Origin of the sequence: Polaribacter marinus (genome assembly GCF_022662535.1) — a bacterium.
Lineage (GTDB): Bacteria > Bacteroidota > Bacteroidia > Flavobacteriales > Flavobacteriaceae > Polaribacter > Polaribacter marinus.
The window spans coordinates 181,605-200,406 of the sequence record NZ_JAKQYM010000003.1; the positions used below are offsets into that span (position 1 = coordinate 181,605).

An 18,802-nucleotide genomic window follows, 5' to 3' on the forward strand; every position below is an offset into this window, starting at 1 on the left:
AAAAACTTTTTTATGACCCGTTGGATTTTTCGTTTAGTAATTATTCTTGTTTTAATCTTAGTGTTAGAGTTTTATGCTTTTCAAGCAATAAAGAGCATTACTAAAAGTAAAATAATTCGTTTTTCTTGGCTTTTCATTAGTTTGATTGTTTATGCAAATTTCTTTTATGTTGCATTAACTTATGATAAAACTCAAGGACAAACACCACAGTTTCAAATGGCTGTTGGTTTGTTGTTAACTTTTTTAATTCCTAAATTGGTTCTTGTTGTTGTTCTTTTTGGTGAAGATATGTATAGATGGATTTTGAAATTGTTTTCAATTGTTTCTACAGAAGAAACAAAACCTTTAGCAAGTAGAAGAAAATTTATTTCTCAAATTGCTTTAGGTTTGGCAGCAATACCTTTTGCTTCTTTTATTTACGGAATCATCCAAGGAAAATACAATTACAAAGTCATAAAGTATCAGTTAAGTTTTAAAGATTTACCAGATGCTTTTGATGGGTATACCATTACGCAAATTTCAGACATTCATTCGGGAAGTTTTACCAACAAAGAAAAAATCCAATATGGTGTCAATTTAATCAATGAGCAAAAATCGGATCTAATGTTATTTACAGGTGATATTGTAAACAATAAAGCTGATGAAATGGACAATTGGATGGATGTTTTTGATAAGTTTGAAGCAAAAGAAGGAAAATATTCAATCCTTGGAAATCATGATTATGGAGATTATATGGATTGGAAAAATCCACAAGATAAAATTGATAATTTACAAGCCATAAAAGATATTCATAAAAAAATAGGATTTGAATTATTGTGTAATGAAAACAGGTATTTAGAAAAAGACGGACAAAAAATTGCATTAGTAGGGGTAGAGAATTGGGGAAAAGGAGGTTTTCAGAAAAAAGGAGACTTACAAAAAGCATCCGAAAACATCAAAAAAGAAGACTTTAAGATTTTAATGTCTCATGATCCAAGTCATTGGGAACACAAAGTGAAGGATGATGATTTTAATTATCAGCTTACTTTAAGCGGACATACACATGGTTTGCAAATGGGAATAGAAATTCCGGGTTGGATTAAATGGAGCCCGTCTAAATATGTGTATAAACAATGGGCAGGTTTGTATAATGAAGCGGGGAGATATATAAATGTAAATAGAGGTTTTGGATACCATGCATTTCCTGGTAGAGTTGGTGTTTGGCCAGAAATAACAGTGATAGAACTTAAAAAGGGCTGATAATCAGCATATTTAAATAGAATTATTATATTTGCAGACTAACGAGTGAATAATTTTTACGTTTTTTATCAATAAAGACTTTAATGTTATGACAAAATTTGGAGAATTAATTAATGTTCAAAAACCAGTTCTAATCGATTTTTATTCCGATTGGGATGAAGTTGAAAATAACGTAGAAACATTAAGAGATGTTGCTGCTGCTTTAGGCGATAGAGCAAAAGTAATAAAGATTGATATCAAAAAGAACGAAACACTAGCAGATGCTTTACGTGTTAAAGGAGATCCTACGTTTATAATATACAAAAACGGCGAAATGAAATGGCGTAAAACAGGTTTTCATGATGCGAACACATTAATTGGCCTAGTACAGCAGTTCGTTTAAATTCCTTTACTTCTTTAACATATCGCTTTAAAAGTAAACCCTTTTTTAGAGTAGAAATCTAATACTTTGGGTAAAACATATTTGAGCTTCTCTGAAGCTTTTAAACTATCGTGAAAAACAATAATACTACCGTTTTTTGTGTTTTGTAAAACATTTTCTAGGCACTTTTCTTTTGTGATGGTTAAATCAAAATCGGCACTTAAAACACTCCACATAATTATTTTATATCCTTTTTTTAGAATCTTTTTGGCTTGACTTTTTTTAATTTTTCCGTAAGGAGGTCTAAATAATTTTGACTCTTGAGGTTTAAATGTCAAGTTTTTTGTTGTTTCAATTGTGTTTGTAATGATGTTTTCACATTCAAAAACATTCTTCAAGTAATCTTCTGTGCTATGTTTCCAACCCTTTAGGTGGTTTTGAGTATGATTTCCAATAGAATGACCTTCTAAAAGAGTTTTCTTAAAGATTTCTGGATGGTTTGTAATGTTTTTTCCAATGCAAAAAAAAGTAGCTTTTGCGTTGTGTTTTTGTAGCTCTCTTAAGACAAACTCAGTTACCTCTATGGTTGGTCCATCATCAAAAGTGAGATAGATTTCTTTTTTGTTAAAAGAAAAACGCCAAATATATTTAGAGAAAACTCTCATTATAAAATTTGGCGTTCTAGGGAAATATGCTTTCACGTTAGATGTTCTATTCGTTTAAAATATCTAAGGGTTCATTTGTATTGTCATCTGGAATTAAATGTTTGAAAAGATCCATTATTTTCATAAAGTTACCTTCAAGTGATTTTGCATAGGCGGTGTCACTATCTCCGTTTTTAACTTGCCTTAAAACGTTACTATACATGTATAGTGTAGTGTCTATATCTTCGAAAATTATGTCTGTATCTTCTTTAGGAAAAGTACTTAACCAAATTAATTTTTCTTCAAATAATTTAAATAAAGTATTTGCTGTTTCTCTTGCTTTTTCGTTGTCTCCTAATTTGTAATACATTTCTGGATAACCTAAAGATAAACTATAGTGATCAAAATCTTTAATAGGTAATTTTTCTAAAGATAAATTTAAAACTTCTATGGCTTTTAAGGTGTCTCCTTCTTTTGCAAAGGCTTCAGACAAACGCATTAAGCTGTTACGCATAGAAATGGCATTTCTTTTGGTTTGTTCATCTAAATAGATTTTACCATCATTAATGTTTCTCCAATTCCATTTTTGAATGTTAGAGTACATTTTTTCTGGATCAATTCTTCCCATATCAAACAAACTCTTTTTTCCCATAGGAGTTTTAATCGGAACTAATTTATAAGATAAACCATCTAATTGTAAATAGTCTTTTAACCAAATATATTCTTCATCTGCATTTGCGCCACCTGTAAAATAAAATGGACGCTCCCAATCATTGTTAGCAAGAATATCTAACATTAAAATTCTATTTTTTGTAATACCTCTTTCGTCAATAGTAATGTCTATATAGTCAACAATTTTATCTGCATCTTTTTGTGCTACAATTCCGTTTTTTAAAACATTTTCTTTGTTAACAGGAATTCTAATTTTATTGGTTGGATAAAACTTTTCTTTAACATCATTTTCTTCATCAATATAATATGTAGCATCGCTATCAGAAGAAATCCACCTCATAAAATCTTTAATAGAAATGATAGAGTCTTTAAATCTTGGGTGTTCTATAGAATAGGCAATATCTAAACTACCATATCGATATTGATCGTGTTTTAATTGTGAAGGAATTGGAGGAGCATCATAAGTTGCACGTTTCATTTGATCTATATACCAATCAGTAGCAAAAAGAGAGGTGTTAACCAATTTCACATCGGTTCTGATACCTTCTACTTCTTGCATATACCATAGAGGGAAAGTGTCATTATCTCCAATGGTAAACATAATTGCGTTTGGATCACAACTTTCTAAATATGCTTGTGCGTTTAGATGGGTTGTGTATCTGTTAGAACGATCATGATCATCCCAGTTTTGGGATGCCATTAAAGTTGGTACCGCTAAAAGAGAAATTGCAGAAATAGCAATTGCCACTGCTTTTTTATTGGCAAAGTTCTTTAGGTACTCATAGAGTGCTAATACTCCAAAACCAATCCAAATGGCAAAGATGTAGAAACTACCAACTACAGCGTAATCTCGTTCTCTTGGCTCAAAAGGTTTTGGGTTTGTATAGAAAATAATTGCCAAACCTGTAAAAGCAAAGAATAATAATAAGGTAAAAAAGTTCTTTTTGTCTAATTTTATTTGAAAAAACAAACCGATAAGTCCTAAAATAAAAGGTAAAAAATAGTATGTATTTCTTCCTTTGTTTTCTAGAGCTTGACTTGGTAATTGTTGTTGAGAGCCTAATCTTGCTTCGTCAATAACGTCAATTCCGCTTAGCCAATTTCCGTTATATAAATCTAGATTTCCTTGAATGTCGTTTTGACGTCCAACAAAGTTCCACATGAAATAGCGCCCGTACATATAACCAAATTGGTAGCTAACCATAAATTTAATGTTCTCTGCAAAAGTTGGTCTACGTTTACTATTTGCAGGAATTCCTGCAATTTTCTTGTACATTTTTTCTTTAGAGGCATCGACCATTCGTGGAATAAAACCTTTGTGCTTGTCTGACCAATTAGGGACGACATTTTTATATTTGTTTACAATTACGTATTTGCCATTTTTCTTTTCGTATTTAGGCTTATCGTCTTTGTATGGATTGTTTTTGTCTTGTTCTCTAGAGTATGTGTTAGAGTAATATGTATCGTAAAATACATTTGCGTCTCCATATTGTTCACGTTCGTAATACGCTAATAATTCACGCGCACTAGAAGGGTCATTTTCATTAATTGTAGTATCAGCATTGGCTCTAATTGGTAACATCATCCAAGAAGAAAAACCAATCATAATAAACAATACAGAAAGTATTAATGTGTTTGTGTGTACCTTGTTGTTTTTTCGTGTGTATTTTAATCCAAAGAAGAAAAGTGCTACTAAAATTACTGCAGCAATAATACTACCAGAATTATAAGGCATTCCTATTGAATTGATGAAAAATAACTCAGAAGCACTAAAGAATTTAAGTGTAAAAGGAAATAAAAACTTAAAAACAAATGCTAAAATCAACACAGAAATAACGGTTGCAATAGTTGTTGTTTTAAAATTGATGTTTTTATAAGTTTTAAAGAAGTACAACATTACAATTGAAGGAATTACCAACAATGAAAGTATGTGTACGCCAAAAGATAATCCAACAATAAAACTGATTAAGATTAACCATTTGTTTCCCCTTGCTGTATGAATTTCGCTTTCCCATTTTAAACCCAGCCAGAATAATATAGCCATTAGAAATGATGACATTGCGTAAACTTCTCCTTCTACCGCACTAAACCAAAAACTATCAGAAAAGGTGTATGCTAAAGACCCTACAATGCTACTTCCTAAAATAGCGATGTATTTTCCTTCCGAAAGTTTACCAGTTTTTAAAGCTAGTTTTTGGGCCAAATTACTAATTGTCCAAAACATAAACAAAATAGTGAATGCACTTGCCAAAGCAGACATAAAGTTTACCATTTTAGCAATTTGATCTAAACTAGATGTAAACATAGCAAAAAAGGCTCCTAACATCTGGAACAATGGAGCTCCAGGTGGGTGTCCAACTTCTAGTTTTACCGATGTAGAAATGTATTCACCACAATCCCAAGCACTAACAGTAGGCTCTAATGTTAGGTAATAAGTGATTAAAGCTATTGTAAATGTTGCCCATCCTAAGATGATGTTCCATTTTTTAAAGTTTTCTGATGTCATAATTCGAAAAAATAATCTGTGGGCGAATTTAGTAATAAATACCAATAAAATAAGAAGTTAGTGGTTTTATGAATGATAAAATCCTCATAAAAATTTGTTAAATACAAAAATTATTAAAAAATGTTTGTCTAATTAAAACTTTGGTTTAAATTTGCACCCGCGTTAAAGCATTGGCCTATGGTGTAATTGGTAACACACCGGTTTTTGGTACCGACATTCAAGGTTCGAGTCCTTGTAGGCCAACAAAAAAGTCCTAATAAATTAAATTTATTAGGACTTTTTACTTTTTATGCAAGTTTGGTTTCTTATTTTTTTAGTAAGAAATCCTTTAAATCTTGATAAGTTGAAGCTTTATAAGCTACTTTTTTATTATTGATTACTTTTTTAATTTGTGCTGGTATTTCTACTTTTACAGGTAATGTTCCCTCAACAACATCTAAAAACTTTACTGGATGTGCAGTTTCTAAGAAAACTCCGAATTCGTTTTCTTTCAACCCGTGTTTTTTCAACCCTAAATAACCAACAGCTCCATGAGGATCTGCAACGTAACCAGAGTTCGCGTAGATTTCTTTCATGGTAGCACGCGTTTCATCATCAGAAAAACTATATGAAGAAAAAGCACATTTAAGAGCATCTAAGTCATTGTTGAATAATTCTTGTATTCTGATAAAGTTACTCGGATTACCAACGTCCATAGCGTTAGAAATGGTTGCTTTAGATGGTTTTGGTTTGTAAACTCCGTCTACTAAATAATTAGGTACGGTATCATTTACGTTTGTAGAAGCTACAAAGTGTTTGATAGGTAATCCTAATTTTTGTGCCATGATTCCTGCACAGATATTACCAAAGTTTCCACTTGGTACAGAAAAGATTAAATCTTTGTGTTTTTTGTGTAATTCTTTATAAGCAAAGAAAAAGTAAAACATTTGTGGTAACCAACGCGCAACGTTTATAGAATTTGCTGAGGTTAATGTTTTTGTGATTTCTTCATCTAAAAAAGCAGTTTTTACCATTTCTTGGCAATCATCAAAAACGCCATCAACTTCTAAAGCAGTAATATTCTGACCTAAAGTTGTTAATTGTTTTTCTTGAATGTCACTTACTTTTCCTGAAGGATATAAAATAACAACATTTACGCCTTTTGCACCTAAAAATCCGTTTGCAACTGCGCCACCAGTATCTCCAGAAGTCGCTACTAAAACAGTAACTTCATCATCATTATCTTTGTTAAAGTATTCTAAACATTGTGCCATGAATTTTGCGCCAACATCTTTAAATGCCATGGTTGGACCATGAAACAATTCTAAAGCAGCAATATTATCATCAACTTTTACCAAAGGAAAATCGAAAGAAACTGTGTTTGCAACAATCTCTTTTAATTTTTCAGCAGGAATTTCATCGCCTACAAATTGTTTAATTACTTCGTACGCAATTTCATGATTTGTGTAATCAGAAATATTTTCGATAAAATCTTTAGAAAGTTGTTGAATGTTGTCTGGGAAATAAATTCCTCTGTCTTTTGCAAGCCCTTCTACAACTGCGTTTTTAAATGTTGATTTTGGCGATTTATGGTGTAAACTGTAATAGTTCATTTTTTTGATTGTTAATCATTGCGAGAGAAACGAAGCAATCTGTTTCTTGGAAAGAGATTACTTCAGTCATTCTTCCTTTGTAATGACGATTATTCTAATATTTTTATTCCTTCGTGATTCACTTTCGAAATAAACATTTCAAAGGCAATACCCGTATTTTTATAACTTTCTGCGATACTTTTGTAAACCTCATTGGCAATTTCATCGCCTTTACAAAGTGCAAAAATTGTTGGACCAGAACCACTAATTCCCGCACCTAAAGCACCTGCTTTTGTTGCTGCGTTTTTAACATCGTCAAAAAACGGAATTAATTTTTTTCTATGAGGTTCTACTATAATATCTACCAGAGAATTACTGATTAAATTATAGTTATCTGAATATAAACCGCTAATTAAACCACCCACATTTGCCCATTGTGTAACCGCATTTTTCAGTGCAATTTCTGTTGGTAAAACTTCTCTAGCATCTTTTGTTTTTACTTCCACCTGAGGATGAATGGCAACAACTCTCAATTCGTTAGGAACTGGTAGTTTTATAATTTCTAAAGGGTTGTAGCTTCTTACTAAAACAAATCCACCGTAAATGGCAGCAGAAACATTATCTGCAATTGGCGTTCCACAAGCAACTTCTTCACCAAACATAGCAAATTTTGTCAGTTCTAACTCAGAATAAATTTTGCCTAATAACTGGTTTGCACCAAAAGCAGCACCTGCAGCACTAGCAGCAGAACTACCTAATCCGCTTCCAGGAGAAAATCCTTTGTGAATCGTTAATTCGATTCCGAAATCAGCATTTGCTTCATTCAGTATTTTCTTAACAACAGCACTTGCAGCATTTTTATCTACATTATAAGTTAGATTTGCTCCAGTAATTTGGGTGATTTTCACTCCTTTTTCTGTTGTTTTTGTAAAAGTCATTTCATCACCAATAGCATCTACGGCAAAACCAAGAGAATCAAATCCGCAGGAAACATTAGCAACTGTTGCTGGGGCAAATATTTTTATTGATTTCATAATTTAAATTTTACCTATTCTAATTATATCTGCAAAGATACCAGAAGCTGTAACATCGGCTCCTGCCCCGGCTCCTTTTATAATTAAAGGATTTTCTGGGTATCTGTCTGTAAAGAATAAGACAATATTATCACTTCCTTCTAAGTCGTAAAAAGGATGGTTAGAAGGGATGTGTTGCAAACCAACATTTGCTTTTCCGTCTGCAAATTCTGCAACATATTTTAAACGACAATTTTTACTGTTTGCATCTTTAAAAATTTGTTGAAAATGCGCCTCGTTTTTTGTTAGTGATGTGTAAAAATCATCATTATTAGAGGTGTTTAAACTTTCTTTAGGAAGAAAAGCATTGTTAGAGATGTCGGTTAATTCTAAATCATAGCCACTTTCTCTTGCAAGAATTAAAATCTTTCTAGCAACATCTACTCCACTTAAATCAATTTTTGGGTCTGGTTCTGTATAGCCTTCTTTTTGAGCTTGCTCTACTACATCATGAAAAGTTGAGTTTTCATTAAAATTATTGAAAACAAAGTTTAAGCTTCCAGATAAAACAGCTTGAATTTTATGAATTCTATCTCCAGAATTGATTAAATTTTTTAAGGTATCTATAATCGGTAAACCTGCACCAACATTGGTTTCAAATAAAAATGGAGCATTGTATTTTCTAGAAACTTCTTTTAAAGTTTTATAGTTATTTAATAAAGAGGCACAAGCAATCTTATTACAAGTTACTACCCCAATACTCTGTCTAAGGTAGTTTTCATATACTTCAGAAACCGATTGGTTTGCAGTATTATCTACAAATACACTATTTCTTAAATTACATTCTTTTGTTTTGTTAAAAAAGTTTTCTAAACTAGTTTCTTTTCCATTGGTTAAATGTTCTTTCCAGTTTTTTAGATTGATGCCATTTTCATCAAAAATCATTTTTCTAGAATTAGAAAGACCAATAACCCTAATGTTTAATTTTAAATTCTTTTTTAAGAATTTTTTCTGTTGTTCTAACTGCGCTAAAAATCGTTCTCCAACATTTCCAACACCTGTAACAAATAGGTTTAATTGTTTTATTTTTTCTTCAAAAAATTGTTCGTGTAAAGTGTTTAACGCTTTTTTTGCATCACTTTTATTAATAACAGCAGAAATATTTTTCTCTGTAGAACCTTGTGCTATAGCTCTAATATTTACGTTGTTTTTACCTAGAGAGCTAAACATTTGTCCGCTTAATCCTTGGTGATTTTTCATATTGTCTCCCACCAAAGCAATGATGCATAAATCTTGTTCTAATGCAACAGGATTTACTTTTTGTTTTTGAATTTCGAACTCAAAAGTTTCATCAATAACTAATTTTGCTTTTTCGGCATCTTCATCTGAAATACCAATACAAATTGACAATTCAGAAGAAGCTTGTGTTATTAAAATGATATTAATATTATGAAAAGAAAGTGCTTCAAACAATCGTTTTGAGAACCCTGGGATTCCTACCATTCCACTTCCTTCTAATGTAATTAATGTGATGTTTTCTATATGACTAATTCCTTTTACGGGTTTTTTATTGCTTGTTTCTTTGGTGATATAAGTTCCAACATCTTCAGGTTTAAAAGTATTTTTAATAACAATCGGAATTTCTTTTTTTAATACAGGTTGAATAGTTGGTGGATAAATTACTTTTGCACCAAAATGAGACAATTCCATTGCTTCTTGATAAGAAATATGAGTAATAGGAAATGCTTGTTTTACAACACTTGGGTTTGCGGTAAACATTCCACTTACGTCCGTCCAAATTTGTAATTCATCTGCGTTTAAAGCTGCTGCAATAATAGCGGCGGTATAATCAGACCCCCCACGCCCTAAAGTTGTTGTTTTTCCTTTTGGAGTTCTAGCTACAAAGCCAGGTAAAAGTGTTACTTGTTTTTGATTTCCATCAAAAAAAGCAATTATATTTTTATTAGTTCCATCAAAATTAACGGTAGCATTTAAGTAATTATCTGAAGCAACGATTAATTCTCTACTGTCTTTATAGTTAGTTTCAAAATAATTTTCTGAGGCTTTTGCAATAATGAAAGAAGATAAAAGTTCTCCAAAACTTGAAATCTTAGCCAACGTTTTGGGAGTTAGTTCTCTTAACAAAAAACAACCTTTATAAATGGTTTCTAGATTGTCAAAGAGTTGCTGAACATACTCAATAACATCTCCTTGTTTTTTTTCTGGAATTAATTCATTAATTATATCAAAATGATGTTCTTTTAACTTTTTTAATATTTTTTTATAGTCTTCGTTTTTGGTTGAAGCTAAATTTGCTCCCTCTATTAATGCATTTGTTGTTTTACCAAAAGCAGAGACTACCACGGCAATTTTTTGATTTTTTGAAGATTTTTCAACTATTTTTAAAACCTTTTGTATGTTTTCTGAACTGGCAACTGATGAACCACCAAACTTTAATACTTTCATTTTTTTAATGATAAATATGTGTGAAAATGTATTTTATTATGATATTTCGATTTTCTTCGAAATAATAATTGACCTGAATTAATATGATATATAATAAACCCCTAAAGGGTAATAATTGTAGAAGTGTGAATAATAGCCTCCGTAGAAACAGGAACTATAGTCATAGTTTTGTAATTAGCTGTATGGATTTTAGAAAGATTCACAAGGCAAAAATATTATTATTATTTAATTACAATTAACTAAATGATGTTTATTTTCTGTTTAAGGGTAATTAATGTGTAATTGATAAAAAAAGTAATTTTAAAATAATGATTTGTTATCTTTTTGATGGTTTAATTGATTTTTCTTTAATTATTAGTGCAATTGGTTTGTTTTCTATTTTACTTTCTAACCAAGATAAAATATCTAAATATAAAAAAGCTCTTTTTTCATATGGGTGATTTTCAAACTTTTTTAAACGGGTATATATCTTTTTAAATTCGTTTTTTATTTCATGTGGAAAAACATCACTAAGATCTCTAATTGAAGTGATAAATTCTTTTTGCACTTCTTGTAAGTTTTCCATTTTAATTAAAAACTTATATGTATCTAAAAACTGTCTTTCTAAATCATAATCTAATCCACATTCATAATGTGCAATTAAGTTTAAAACTCTTGCAAAACATTGTAAATCTTCAGCTACCTTTAAATTCTTGTTCTTAATTATTTTTTGTAGATAAGTAATACACAATTCATTTTTTCCCATTCCAAAATACAAACAAGCAATTTTATAATAAAGCATCACTACGTAATGATTGTCTAATCTGTTTTTGTAATCTGCAATCTTATTATTGATAATTTCTACTAAATATTCTCCTTCTTCAAAAGTACCTTCTATAAAGTGTAAGTGAAGCTTATTGGCATATAAATACAAGAAAATTAAAAGTTCTGTATTAGTGTTTAGAGGGATTTTTCCTTCGTTAATTTCTTTTTCAAAAAGAATTAGTTCCTTTTTAAAAATAGTTTTTTTATGTACAAAAAATAAGGATTCTAAAAAATAGTTTTTTCCTTTTAAATAAAAAACAGGGTGAAGTTCTATTGCTTTTTTATGTTCTTTAAATAAATAAACCCATTTATGCGCGTATTTATAACTTTGTAAAAAATCTTGAGTTAAGAAACTATACCATAAATGCGCCTTATATAACCAGAGCTTTTCTCTAAAACCAAGTTCATTAAAGTTGTATTTTGGCATTTTTTTATCAAAATATTTATTGATAAATTTTAACTCGTCATTATTTTTTACGTAGCCATTTTGCAATAAATGACTGTATAATTGAATAGATAAATTAGAGAGTTTACTAGTAATTACATTTTGATAACTTAATTCTTTGGCTTGTACAGAAAGTTCATCTGCCCTGGTACTAATGCTTCTTGTAATGTATTGTGTTTCAATTACCTTTTCGAATTCTACGATTTCGTAAGCAACATTTTTTTCTTCGTTTTCTAAGGCTAGATTTTTAGCTTTATCAAGAAGTTTTAAACTTTGTTTATACAGTCCTTTTTGATATAAAACAGTTGCAAAATCTAACTGTTCTCTAATTTGTATTCTAATATTTTTATGTGCAGGATTTAAACGTAGACTAATTAAAATTTGTTTGTATAAATGTGCTTTTAAATTGGATAATTGTTGTTTAGAAACAATTCCGCTTCCAATAATAACCTTTTCGTCATATACTTTAAGTTTTTCTAAAAATTTAAATAAAGAAAAAAATTTAGCGTCAATGTTACCACCTAACCTACCAACATATAGATTAAATTGTCTCTTTTCTGACTTAGTTAAAGACTTAATAAGTACAAAAAGAGCGTCATTTTGATGATTGGACAATGTAGTGTTTCTTTTCATATTTTGTTGATTTTTAATGATTTAATACTTTATTGTTCTCATTGAAAATCGTTCGTTATGTATTTGTTTATCTTCCTTTTGAAAAGGCAATATATACATTTGATTTATTATTTATATAATCTTTATAGAAATTATGCAAGACAATAAGGTACAAATTTTTGATACTACGTTAAGAGATGGTGAGCAAGTTCCCGGCTGTAAGTTAGATACCAGTCAGAAACTAATAATTGCTGAAAGGTTAGATTTATTGGGTGTAAATGTAATAGAAGCTGGTTTTCCTGTTTCTAGTCCGGGTGACTTTATTTCGGTTTCAGAAATTTCTAAAATTGTAAAAAATGCAACGGTTTGTGGTTTAACAAGGGCTGTAAAAAATGATATTAAAGTGGCTGCAGAAGCATTAAAGTATGCTAAGTTCCCTAGAATTCATACAGGTATTGGAACAAGTGACTCTCATATAAAATTCAAATTCAATTCAACAAGAGATAAAGTAATAGAGCGTGCTATAGGTGCTGTTTCTTATGCAAAATCATTTGTAGAAGATGTGGAGTTTTACGCAGAAGATGCTGGTAGAACAGATAATGGGTTTTTGGCTAAAGTTTGTGAAGAAGTTATCAAAGCAGGAGCAACTGTTTTAAATATACCAGATACTACAGGGTATTGTTTGCCAGAAGAATATGGTGCAAAAATAAAGTATTTAAGAGAAAATGTAAAAGGAATAGAAAATGTAATTCTTTCTTGTCATTGTCATAACGATTTAGGTATGGCTACAGCAAACTCAATTTCTGGTGTTGTTAATGGGGCTCGTCAAATAGAGTGTACCATAAACGGAATTGGAGAACGAGCAGGAAATACAGCCTTAGAAGAAGTTGTTATGATTTTAAAACAACATCCATATTTAAACTTAGAAACTTCTATCAACACAAAGTTGTTGTATGATACAAGTATTATGGTTCGTGAAAGCATGGGAATGCCAGTACAACCCAACAAAGCAATTGTTGGTGCAAATGCTTTTGCTCATAGTTCTGGAATTCATCAAGATGGAGTCATAAAAAACAGAGCTACTTATGAAATTATGGATCCTGAAGAAGTAGGTGTTACTGAGAGTGCAATTGTTTTAACAGCAAGAAGTGGAAGAGCAGCCTTGGCATATAGAGCTAAAAAAATTGGTTACGAATTAACAAAGGTACAATTAGATGCTGCTTATACATCTTTCTTAGAATTTGCAGATCAACAAAAAGAAATTATAGATGAAGACATTCATAAGATAATGGATACAGTGAATAAAATTTCTAAAATAGCAATAGCCTAATGGGAAAAACATTATTTGATAAAGTTTGGGATGCTCATGTAGTTGATTCGATAGAAAACGGCCCACAGGTTTTATATATTGATAAGCATTTAATTCACGAAGTTACAAGTCCACAGGCTTTTAACGAATTAGAAAAGCGAAATATTCCTATTGCAAGACCCGATAAAATTGTTGCAACTGCAGATCATAATACTCCAACAATAAACCAACATTTACCAATTAAAGACGAGCTTTCTAGAAAGCAGCTAGAACAGTTGGCTAAAAATTGTAAAAAAAATAACATTCCATTATACGATTTAGGTCATAAAAACAACGGAATTGTACATGTGATTGCTCCAGAATTAGGAATCACTCAACCAGGAATGACTATGGTTTGCGGAGATTCACACACTTCAACTCACGGTGCATTTGGAACCATTGCGTTTGGAATTGGTACCAGTCAGGTTGCCCAAGTTTTTGCAAGTCAATGTTTGTTATTAGAAAAGCCAAAAAGTTTACGTGTTTCTGTAAATGGAAAACTTAAAAAAGGGGTTTTACCTAAAGATGTCATTTTATATATTATTGCAAAATTAGGTACCAATTCTGGAACGGGATATTTCTGTGAATATGCAGGAAATGTTTTTGAAGAAATGTCTATGGAAGGTAGAATGACCGTTTGTAATATGAGTATAGAAATGGGGGCTAGAGGAGGAATGATTGCACCTGATCAAATAACTTTTGATTATGTTATGGGCAGAGAGTTTGCTCCAAAAAACGAAGATTTTGAGAAAAAAGTTGCGTATTGGAAAACATTGCCTACAGATTCTGATGCTGTTTTTGATAAAGAATATTCTTTCGAAGCCTCAGATATAGAGCCAATGTTAACGTATGGAACAAACCCAGGGATGGGAATAAAAATAACGGAAAATATTCCAGACATTAAAGATGTTTCTTTTGAAAAATCATTGACTTATATGAATTTTAAGAAGGGTGAATCTTTAATTAATAAGCAAGTAAATTATGTCTTCATAGGTAGCTGTACAAATTCTAGAATAGAAGATTTTAGAGTTGCAGCTACCTTTGTTAAAGGCAAACAAAAAGCAGCAAACGTAAACGCTTGGTTAGTGCCAGGTTCTCAAAGAGTAGCAAAACAAATTGTAGAAGAAGGCTTACAAACAATTTTTGAAGAAGCTGGTTTTGTATTAAGGCAACCGGGTTGTTCTGCTTGTTTGGCGATGAATGATGATAAAATTCCAGAAGGAGAATACTGTGTTTCAACTTCGAATAGAAATTTTGAAGGCAGGCAAGGGCAGGGTTCTAGAACCATTTTAACAAGTCCGTTAGTGGCTGCAGCAACAGCAGTAGAAGGGAGAATAGTGGATATTACAAAATATTTAAATTAATGGAAAAGTTTATAAAATTAACATCGAGAGCAGTTCCATTACCACCAGAAAACATTGATACAGATCAAATCATTCCTGCACGTTTTTTAAAAGCAACTGATAAGTTAGGTTTTGGAGATAATGTCTTTAGGGATTGGAGGTTTAACAAAGACGGAAGTGTAAATGAAAGTTTTGCTTTAAATAATAAAAATTACAGTGGTAGTATTTTAGTTGCTGGAGATAATTTTGGTTGTGGTTCTAGTAGAGAGCATGCAGCTTGGGCTTTGGTTGGTTATGGGTTTAAAGTTATAGTAAGCAGTTTTTTTGCTGATATTTTTAAAGGGAATGCTTTAAATAACGGACTACTTCCTGTGCAAGTATCTCAAGAGTTTTTAAAGAAATTATTGACACATTTAGAAGAAAACCCAACATCAGAAGTTACAGTTAACTTAGAAACACAAACATTAGAAACAAAAGTCGGTAATGCAAGTTTTGATATTGACCCATACAAAAAGACCTGTATGATTAATGGTTATGACGATATCGATTTTTTAATTAGTAAAAAAGATAAAATTAACGCTTACGAAGCAACAATATAAAGGTATATGAAATTTACAATCGCTGTAATTCCTGGAGATGGCATAGGTCCGGAAGTAACAAATCAAGCAAAAAAAGCATTAAATGCAGTTGCAGACACTTACAATCATGTTTTTTTATACAAAGAAGCTCAAATGGGTGCGTGCGCAATAGATGAAACAGGAAATCCTTTGCCAGAAGAAACGTTAAACATCTGTAAAAAGTCAGATGCTATTTTATTTGGAGCCATCGGAGACCCAAAATATGATAATAATCCAACAGCAACTGTAAGACCAGAGCAAGGTTTATTGCGTTTGCGTAAAGAATTGGGTTTGTATTGTAATGTTAGACCTGTTAAAGCATATGATCAGTTAATTGCAAATTCACCTTTGAAAGAAGAAATAATTAAAGGAACAGATATAGCTATCTTTAGAGAATTAACGGGTGGAATTTATTTCGGAATAAAAGAATTAAGTGATGACAAACAAGTCGCTTTTGATGGATGTTCATATTCTGTTGAAGAAATTTCTAGAATCACTCATTTGGCTTTTCAAGCAGCACAAAATAGAAGAAAAAAAGTAACTTTAGTGGATAAGGCAAATGTGTTAGAAACATCTCGTTTATGGAGAAAAACAGTTACAGAAATCGCAAAAAAATATAAAGATGTAAGTTTAGAGTTCTTATTTGTAGATAATGCTGCTATGCAAATGATTTTAAATCCTAAACAGTTTGATGTAATCTTAACTGAAAATCTTTTTGGAGATATTATTTCTGATGAAGCAAGTGTTATAGGTGGCTCTATAGGTTTGTTGGCATCTTCATCAATTGGTGATAAAAGTGCACTTTTTGAACCAATTCACGGTTCGTTTCCACAAGCTAAAGGTAAAGATGTTGCAAATCCATTAGCTTCAATTTTATCTGCAGCTATGTTGTTGGAGCATTTAGGTTTACATGAAGAAGCAGAAGCTATTGAAAGAGCAGTAGAAAAATCGTTAGTTTTAGGAATAACCACAGAAGATATTAAGAATAAGAGTAATTTTTCTGCAAGTACCTCTAAAGTAGGAGATTTTATTGCGGATTATATTTCTAATCAAGAAGATAGTAATCTTAATTTTATGAATATTCACGCAGGGCAAAGTACTATTATTTAGAAACGTTTAATTAAATTAGGATTTCTAAATAAAAATTCTAAATATTTGAAATGTAAATGAACAAACAAATATTAAATATTATTTCTATTGTCATCATCGTAATTATTACGATTTGATAAGGAAGTGATATTTATATATTTTTTAAATAGAACCTTCCTTTTTTGGGAGGTTTTTTTTTTGATTTATTTCACTCATTGAGCATCATAATATAGTGTATTTAAATAGTTGTTAATCAGTTTTTTAATATTGTTTCTAAGGGGGTGAACTTAAAGAGTATGATTGTATAATATTTAATAAAAACAGTGAAACATAGTAATTTAGTCAACAAATTGAATAAAAGAGTAAATGGAATTAAATAAACATAGCAAAAGATTAACACAAGACGAATCTCAACCTGCATCACAAGCAATGTTGTATGCAGTTGGTTTAACGGATGATGATATGCAAAAAGCCCAAGTTGGTATTGCAAGTACAGGTTATGATGGTAACCCCTGTAATATGCACTTAAACAATTTGGCAGCGGAAGTTAAAATTGAATCAAAAATTGCTGGTTTAGTTGGGTTAGGGTTTAATACAATTGGGGTTTCAGATGGAATTTCTATGGGGACTTCGGGTATGAATTACTCATTAGCTTCAAGAGATATTATTGCAGATTCTATAGAAACTGTTGTAAACGCTCAAAGTTATGATGCCTTAATTTCTGTGGTTGGTTGCGATAAAAACATGCCAGGAGCGGTAATTGCCATGTTGCGTTTAAATCGCCCATCTATTATGATGTATGGAGGGTCAATTGCATCTGGAAATTATAAGGGTAGAAAGTTAAATATTGTTTCTGCTTTTGAAGCTTTAGGACAAAAAGTAGCAGGAGAAATAGAAGAAGAAGAATATAGGGAAATTATAAAAAGAGCCATTCCTGGAGCAGGTGCATGTGGTGGTATGTATACTGCAAACACAATGGCTTCTGCAATAGAATGTATGGGGTTTTCTTTACCTTATAATTCATCCATACCAGCAGAAAATCCAAATAAATTATCTGAAGCAGAAAGAACTGCTTTGGCTATTAAAAATTTATTAGAGTTAGATTTAAAGCCGTTAGATATTATTTCAAAAAAATCTATCGAAAATGCTATTGCAATTGTAAATGCTTTAGGAGGTTCTACCAATGCGGTATTACACTTTTTGGCAATTGCACATGCGGCTGATATAGAATTTACTCTAGAAGATTTTCAAAGAGTTTCTGATAGAACTCCATTAATAGCAGATTTAAAACCATCTGGTAAATACTTAATGGAAGATGTTCATGGAATTGGAGGAACGCCTGCTGTAATGAAATATTTATTAGATAATGGATATTTACATGGAGATTGTATGACAGTTACAGGTAAGACATTAGCAGAGAATTTAGCAGATGTAACAGCAATAGAATTTGATGAACAAGATGTAATTCATCCAAAAGATAAAGCATTAAAATCTTCTGGAAATATTCAGATAATTTATGGAAACCTTGCAGAAGAAGGAGCGGTTGCAAAAATTTCTGGAAATGAAGGATTGTTGTTTGAAGGAAAAGCAGTGGTTTATGATGGTGAGCAAGCAGCAAATACAGGAATTTCTAATGGTGAAGTAGAAAGAGGAGATGTAGTCGTCATTAGGTATGTCGGACCTAAAGGAGGACCTGGAATGCCAGAAATGTTAAAACCAACTTCTTTAATTATGGGAGCAGGTTTAGGAAAATCTGTAGCTTTAATTACAGATGGTCGTTTTTCTGGAGGAACGCATGGTTTTGTGGTTGGACATATTACGCCAGAGGCACAATCTGGAGGCGCAATTGGTTTGATAGAAACTGGTGATAAAATTAGAATTAGTGCAGAAGATAACTCTATTAATGTTCTAATTTCTGAGGAAGAACTAGCAGAAAGAAAATCAAAATGGGTAGCTCCTGCTTTAAAGCATAAAAAAGGAATTTTATATAAATATGCTAAAACTGTAGCTTCAGCATCTAAAGGATGTGTTACAGATTTATAAAAAAAATCAAGACAAAATAGATAAGAAAA

At 31.2% G+C, this 18,802-nt stretch carries 13 protein-coding genes and 1 tRNA gene; 8 read left to right on the forward strand and 6 right to left on the reverse strand.

What is annotated here, in order from left to right:
- Positions 1-12 precede the first annotated feature (12 nt).
- Positions 13-1,239, forward strand: coding sequence for a metallophosphoesterase (locus MC378_RS05890; protein WP_242177822.1), 1,227 nt, complete (start codon positions 13-15; stop codon positions 1,237-1,239).
- Positions 1,240-1,327: 88 nt separating this feature from the next.
- On the forward strand, positions 1,328-1,621 hold the full coding sequence (locus MC378_RS05895) for a thioredoxin family protein (RefSeq protein ID WP_242177823.1): 294 nt from the start codon (positions 1,328-1,330) through the stop codon (positions 1,619-1,621).
- Positions 1,622-1,635: 14 nt separating this feature from the next.
- Here MC378_RS05895 and MC378_RS05900 read toward each other — a convergent pair whose 3' ends face one another.
- Positions 1,636-2,301 carry a polysaccharide deacetylase family protein gene (locus tag MC378_RS05900; protein ID WP_242177824.1) on the reverse strand — a complete coding sequence of 222 codons (666 nt, stop codon included), beginning with the start codon at positions 2,299-2,301 and terminating at the stop codon, positions 1,636-1,638.
- Positions 2,302-2,311: 10 nt separating this feature from the next.
- Positions 2,312-5,422, reverse strand: a complete 3,111-nt coding sequence (locus MC378_RS05905) for a glycosyltransferase family 117 protein (RefSeq protein WP_242177825.1) — start codon at positions 5,420-5,422, stop codon at positions 2,312-2,314.
- A gap of 171 nt (positions 5,423-5,593) precedes the next feature.
- Here MC378_RS05905 and MC378_RS05910 point away from each other — a divergent pair.
- Positions 5,594-5,665: transfer RNA gene (locus tag MC378_RS05910), tRNA-Gln, on the forward strand.
- A 62-nt stretch (positions 5,666-5,727) separates the two neighbouring features.
- On the opposite strand, the gene thrC is transcribed toward MC378_RS05910, so the two are convergent.
- The 4 genes from thrC to MC378_RS05930 all read right to left on the reverse strand — a co-directional run bounded on the left by thrC (position 5,728) and on the right by MC378_RS05930 (position 12,354).
- Positions 5,728-7,014, reverse strand: a complete 1,287-nt coding sequence (gene thrC, locus MC378_RS05915; RefSeq protein ID WP_242177826.1) for a threonine synthase — start codon at positions 7,012-7,014, stop codon at positions 5,728-5,730.
- An 89-nt stretch (positions 7,015-7,103) separates the two neighbouring features.
- The gene (locus MC378_RS05920; RefSeq protein ID WP_242177827.1) at positions 7,104-8,027 is read right to left on the reverse strand and encodes a homoserine kinase; all 924 of its coding nucleotides are present in this window, start codon (positions 8,025-8,027) and stop codon (positions 7,104-7,106) included.
- A 3-nt stretch (positions 8,028-8,030) separates the two neighbouring features.
- Positions 8,031-10,472, reverse strand: coding sequence for a bifunctional aspartate kinase/homoserine dehydrogenase I (gene thrA, locus MC378_RS05925; RefSeq protein ID WP_242177828.1), 2,442 nt, complete (start codon positions 10,470-10,472; stop codon positions 8,031-8,033).
- Between the two features lie 316 nt (positions 10,473-10,788).
- Positions 10,789-12,354 carry a hypothetical protein gene (locus MC378_RS05930; protein WP_242177829.1) on the reverse strand — a complete coding sequence of 522 codons (1,566 nt, stop codon included), beginning with the start codon at positions 12,352-12,354 and terminating at the stop codon, positions 10,789-10,791.
- Between the two features lie 133 nt (positions 12,355-12,487).
- Here MC378_RS05930 and MC378_RS05935 point away from each other — a divergent pair, with 133 nt between their 5' ends.
- The 5 genes from MC378_RS05935 to ilvD all read left to right on the forward strand — a co-directional run bounded on the left by MC378_RS05935 (position 12,488) and on the right by ilvD (position 18,773).
- A complete protein-coding gene (locus MC378_RS05935) occupies positions 12,488-13,663 on the forward strand; it encodes a 2-isopropylmalate synthase (protein ID WP_242177830.1) in 1,176 nt (391 codons plus the stop codon).
- Entirely contained in the window at positions 13,663-15,045 is a 1,383-nt protein-coding gene (leuC, locus tag MC378_RS05940; RefSeq protein ID WP_242177831.1) for a 3-isopropylmalate dehydratase large subunit, read from the forward strand. The genes MC378_RS05935 and leuC overlap by 1 nt, the downstream gene beginning before the upstream one ends.
- Positions 15,045-15,623 (forward strand): 3-isopropylmalate dehydratase small subunit, encoded by a 579-nt coding sequence (leuD, locus tag MC378_RS05945; protein WP_242177832.1) that lies wholly within the window; start codon positions 15,045-15,047, stop codon positions 15,621-15,623. Before leuC ends, leuD begins: the two co-directional genes overlap by 1 nt.
- A gap of 6 nt (positions 15,624-15,629) precedes the next feature.
- Positions 15,630-16,751, forward strand: coding sequence for a 3-isopropylmalate dehydrogenase (gene leuB, locus MC378_RS05950; RefSeq protein WP_242177833.1), 1,122 nt, complete (start codon positions 15,630-15,632; stop codon positions 16,749-16,751).
- A gap of 345 nt (positions 16,752-17,096) precedes the next feature.
- Entirely contained in the window at positions 17,097-18,773 is a 1,677-nt protein-coding gene (gene ilvD, locus MC378_RS05955) for a dihydroxy-acid dehydratase (protein ID WP_242177834.1), read from the forward strand.
- Positions 18,774-18,802: the final 29 nt, after the last annotated feature.

What these genes read in the sequence shown, in the direction of transcription:
- MC378_RS05890 (WP_242177822.1), top strand. Translation starts at nt 13, where the DNA reads ATGACCCGTTGGATTTTTCGTTTAGTAATTATTCTTGTTTTAATCTTA.
- MC378_RS05895 (WP_242177823.1), top strand. Translation starts at nt 1,328, where the DNA reads ATGACAAAATTTGGAGAATTAATTAATGTTCAAAAACCAGTTCTAATC.
- MC378_RS05905 (WP_242177825.1), bottom strand. Translation starts at nt 5,422, where the DNA reads ATGACATCAGAAAACTTTAAAAAATGGAACATCATCTTAGGATGGGCA.
- thrC (WP_242177826.1), bottom strand. Translation starts at nt 7,014, where the DNA reads ATGAACTATTACAGTTTACACCATAAATCGCCAAAATCAACATTTAAA.
- MC378_RS05920 (WP_242177827.1), bottom strand. Translation starts at nt 8,027, where the DNA reads ATGAAATCAATAAAAATATTTGCCCCAGCAACAGTTGCTAATGTTTCC.
- thrA (WP_242177828.1), bottom strand. Translation starts at nt 10,472, where the DNA reads ATGAAAGTATTAAAGTTTGGTGGTTCATCAGTTGCCAGTTCAGAAAAC.
- MC378_RS05930 (WP_242177829.1), bottom strand. Translation starts at nt 12,354, where the DNA reads ATGAAAAGAAACACTACATTGTCCAATCATCAAAATGACGCTCTTTTT.
- MC378_RS05935 (WP_242177830.1), top strand. Translation starts at nt 12,488, where the DNA reads ATGCAAGACAATAAGGTACAAATTTTTGATACTACGTTAAGAGATGGT.
- leuC (WP_242177831.1), top strand. Translation starts at nt 13,663, where the DNA reads ATGGGAAAAACATTATTTGATAAAGTTTGGGATGCTCATGTAGTTGAT.
- leuD (WP_242177832.1), top strand. Translation starts at nt 15,045, where the DNA reads ATGGAAAAGTTTATAAAATTAACATCGAGAGCAGTTCCATTACCACCA.
- leuB (WP_242177833.1), top strand. Translation starts at nt 15,630, where the DNA reads ATGAAATTTACAATCGCTGTAATTCCTGGAGATGGCATAGGTCCGGAA.
- ilvD (WP_242177834.1), top strand. Translation starts at nt 17,097, where the DNA reads ATGGAATTAAATAAACATAGCAAAAGATTAACACAAGACGAATCTCAA.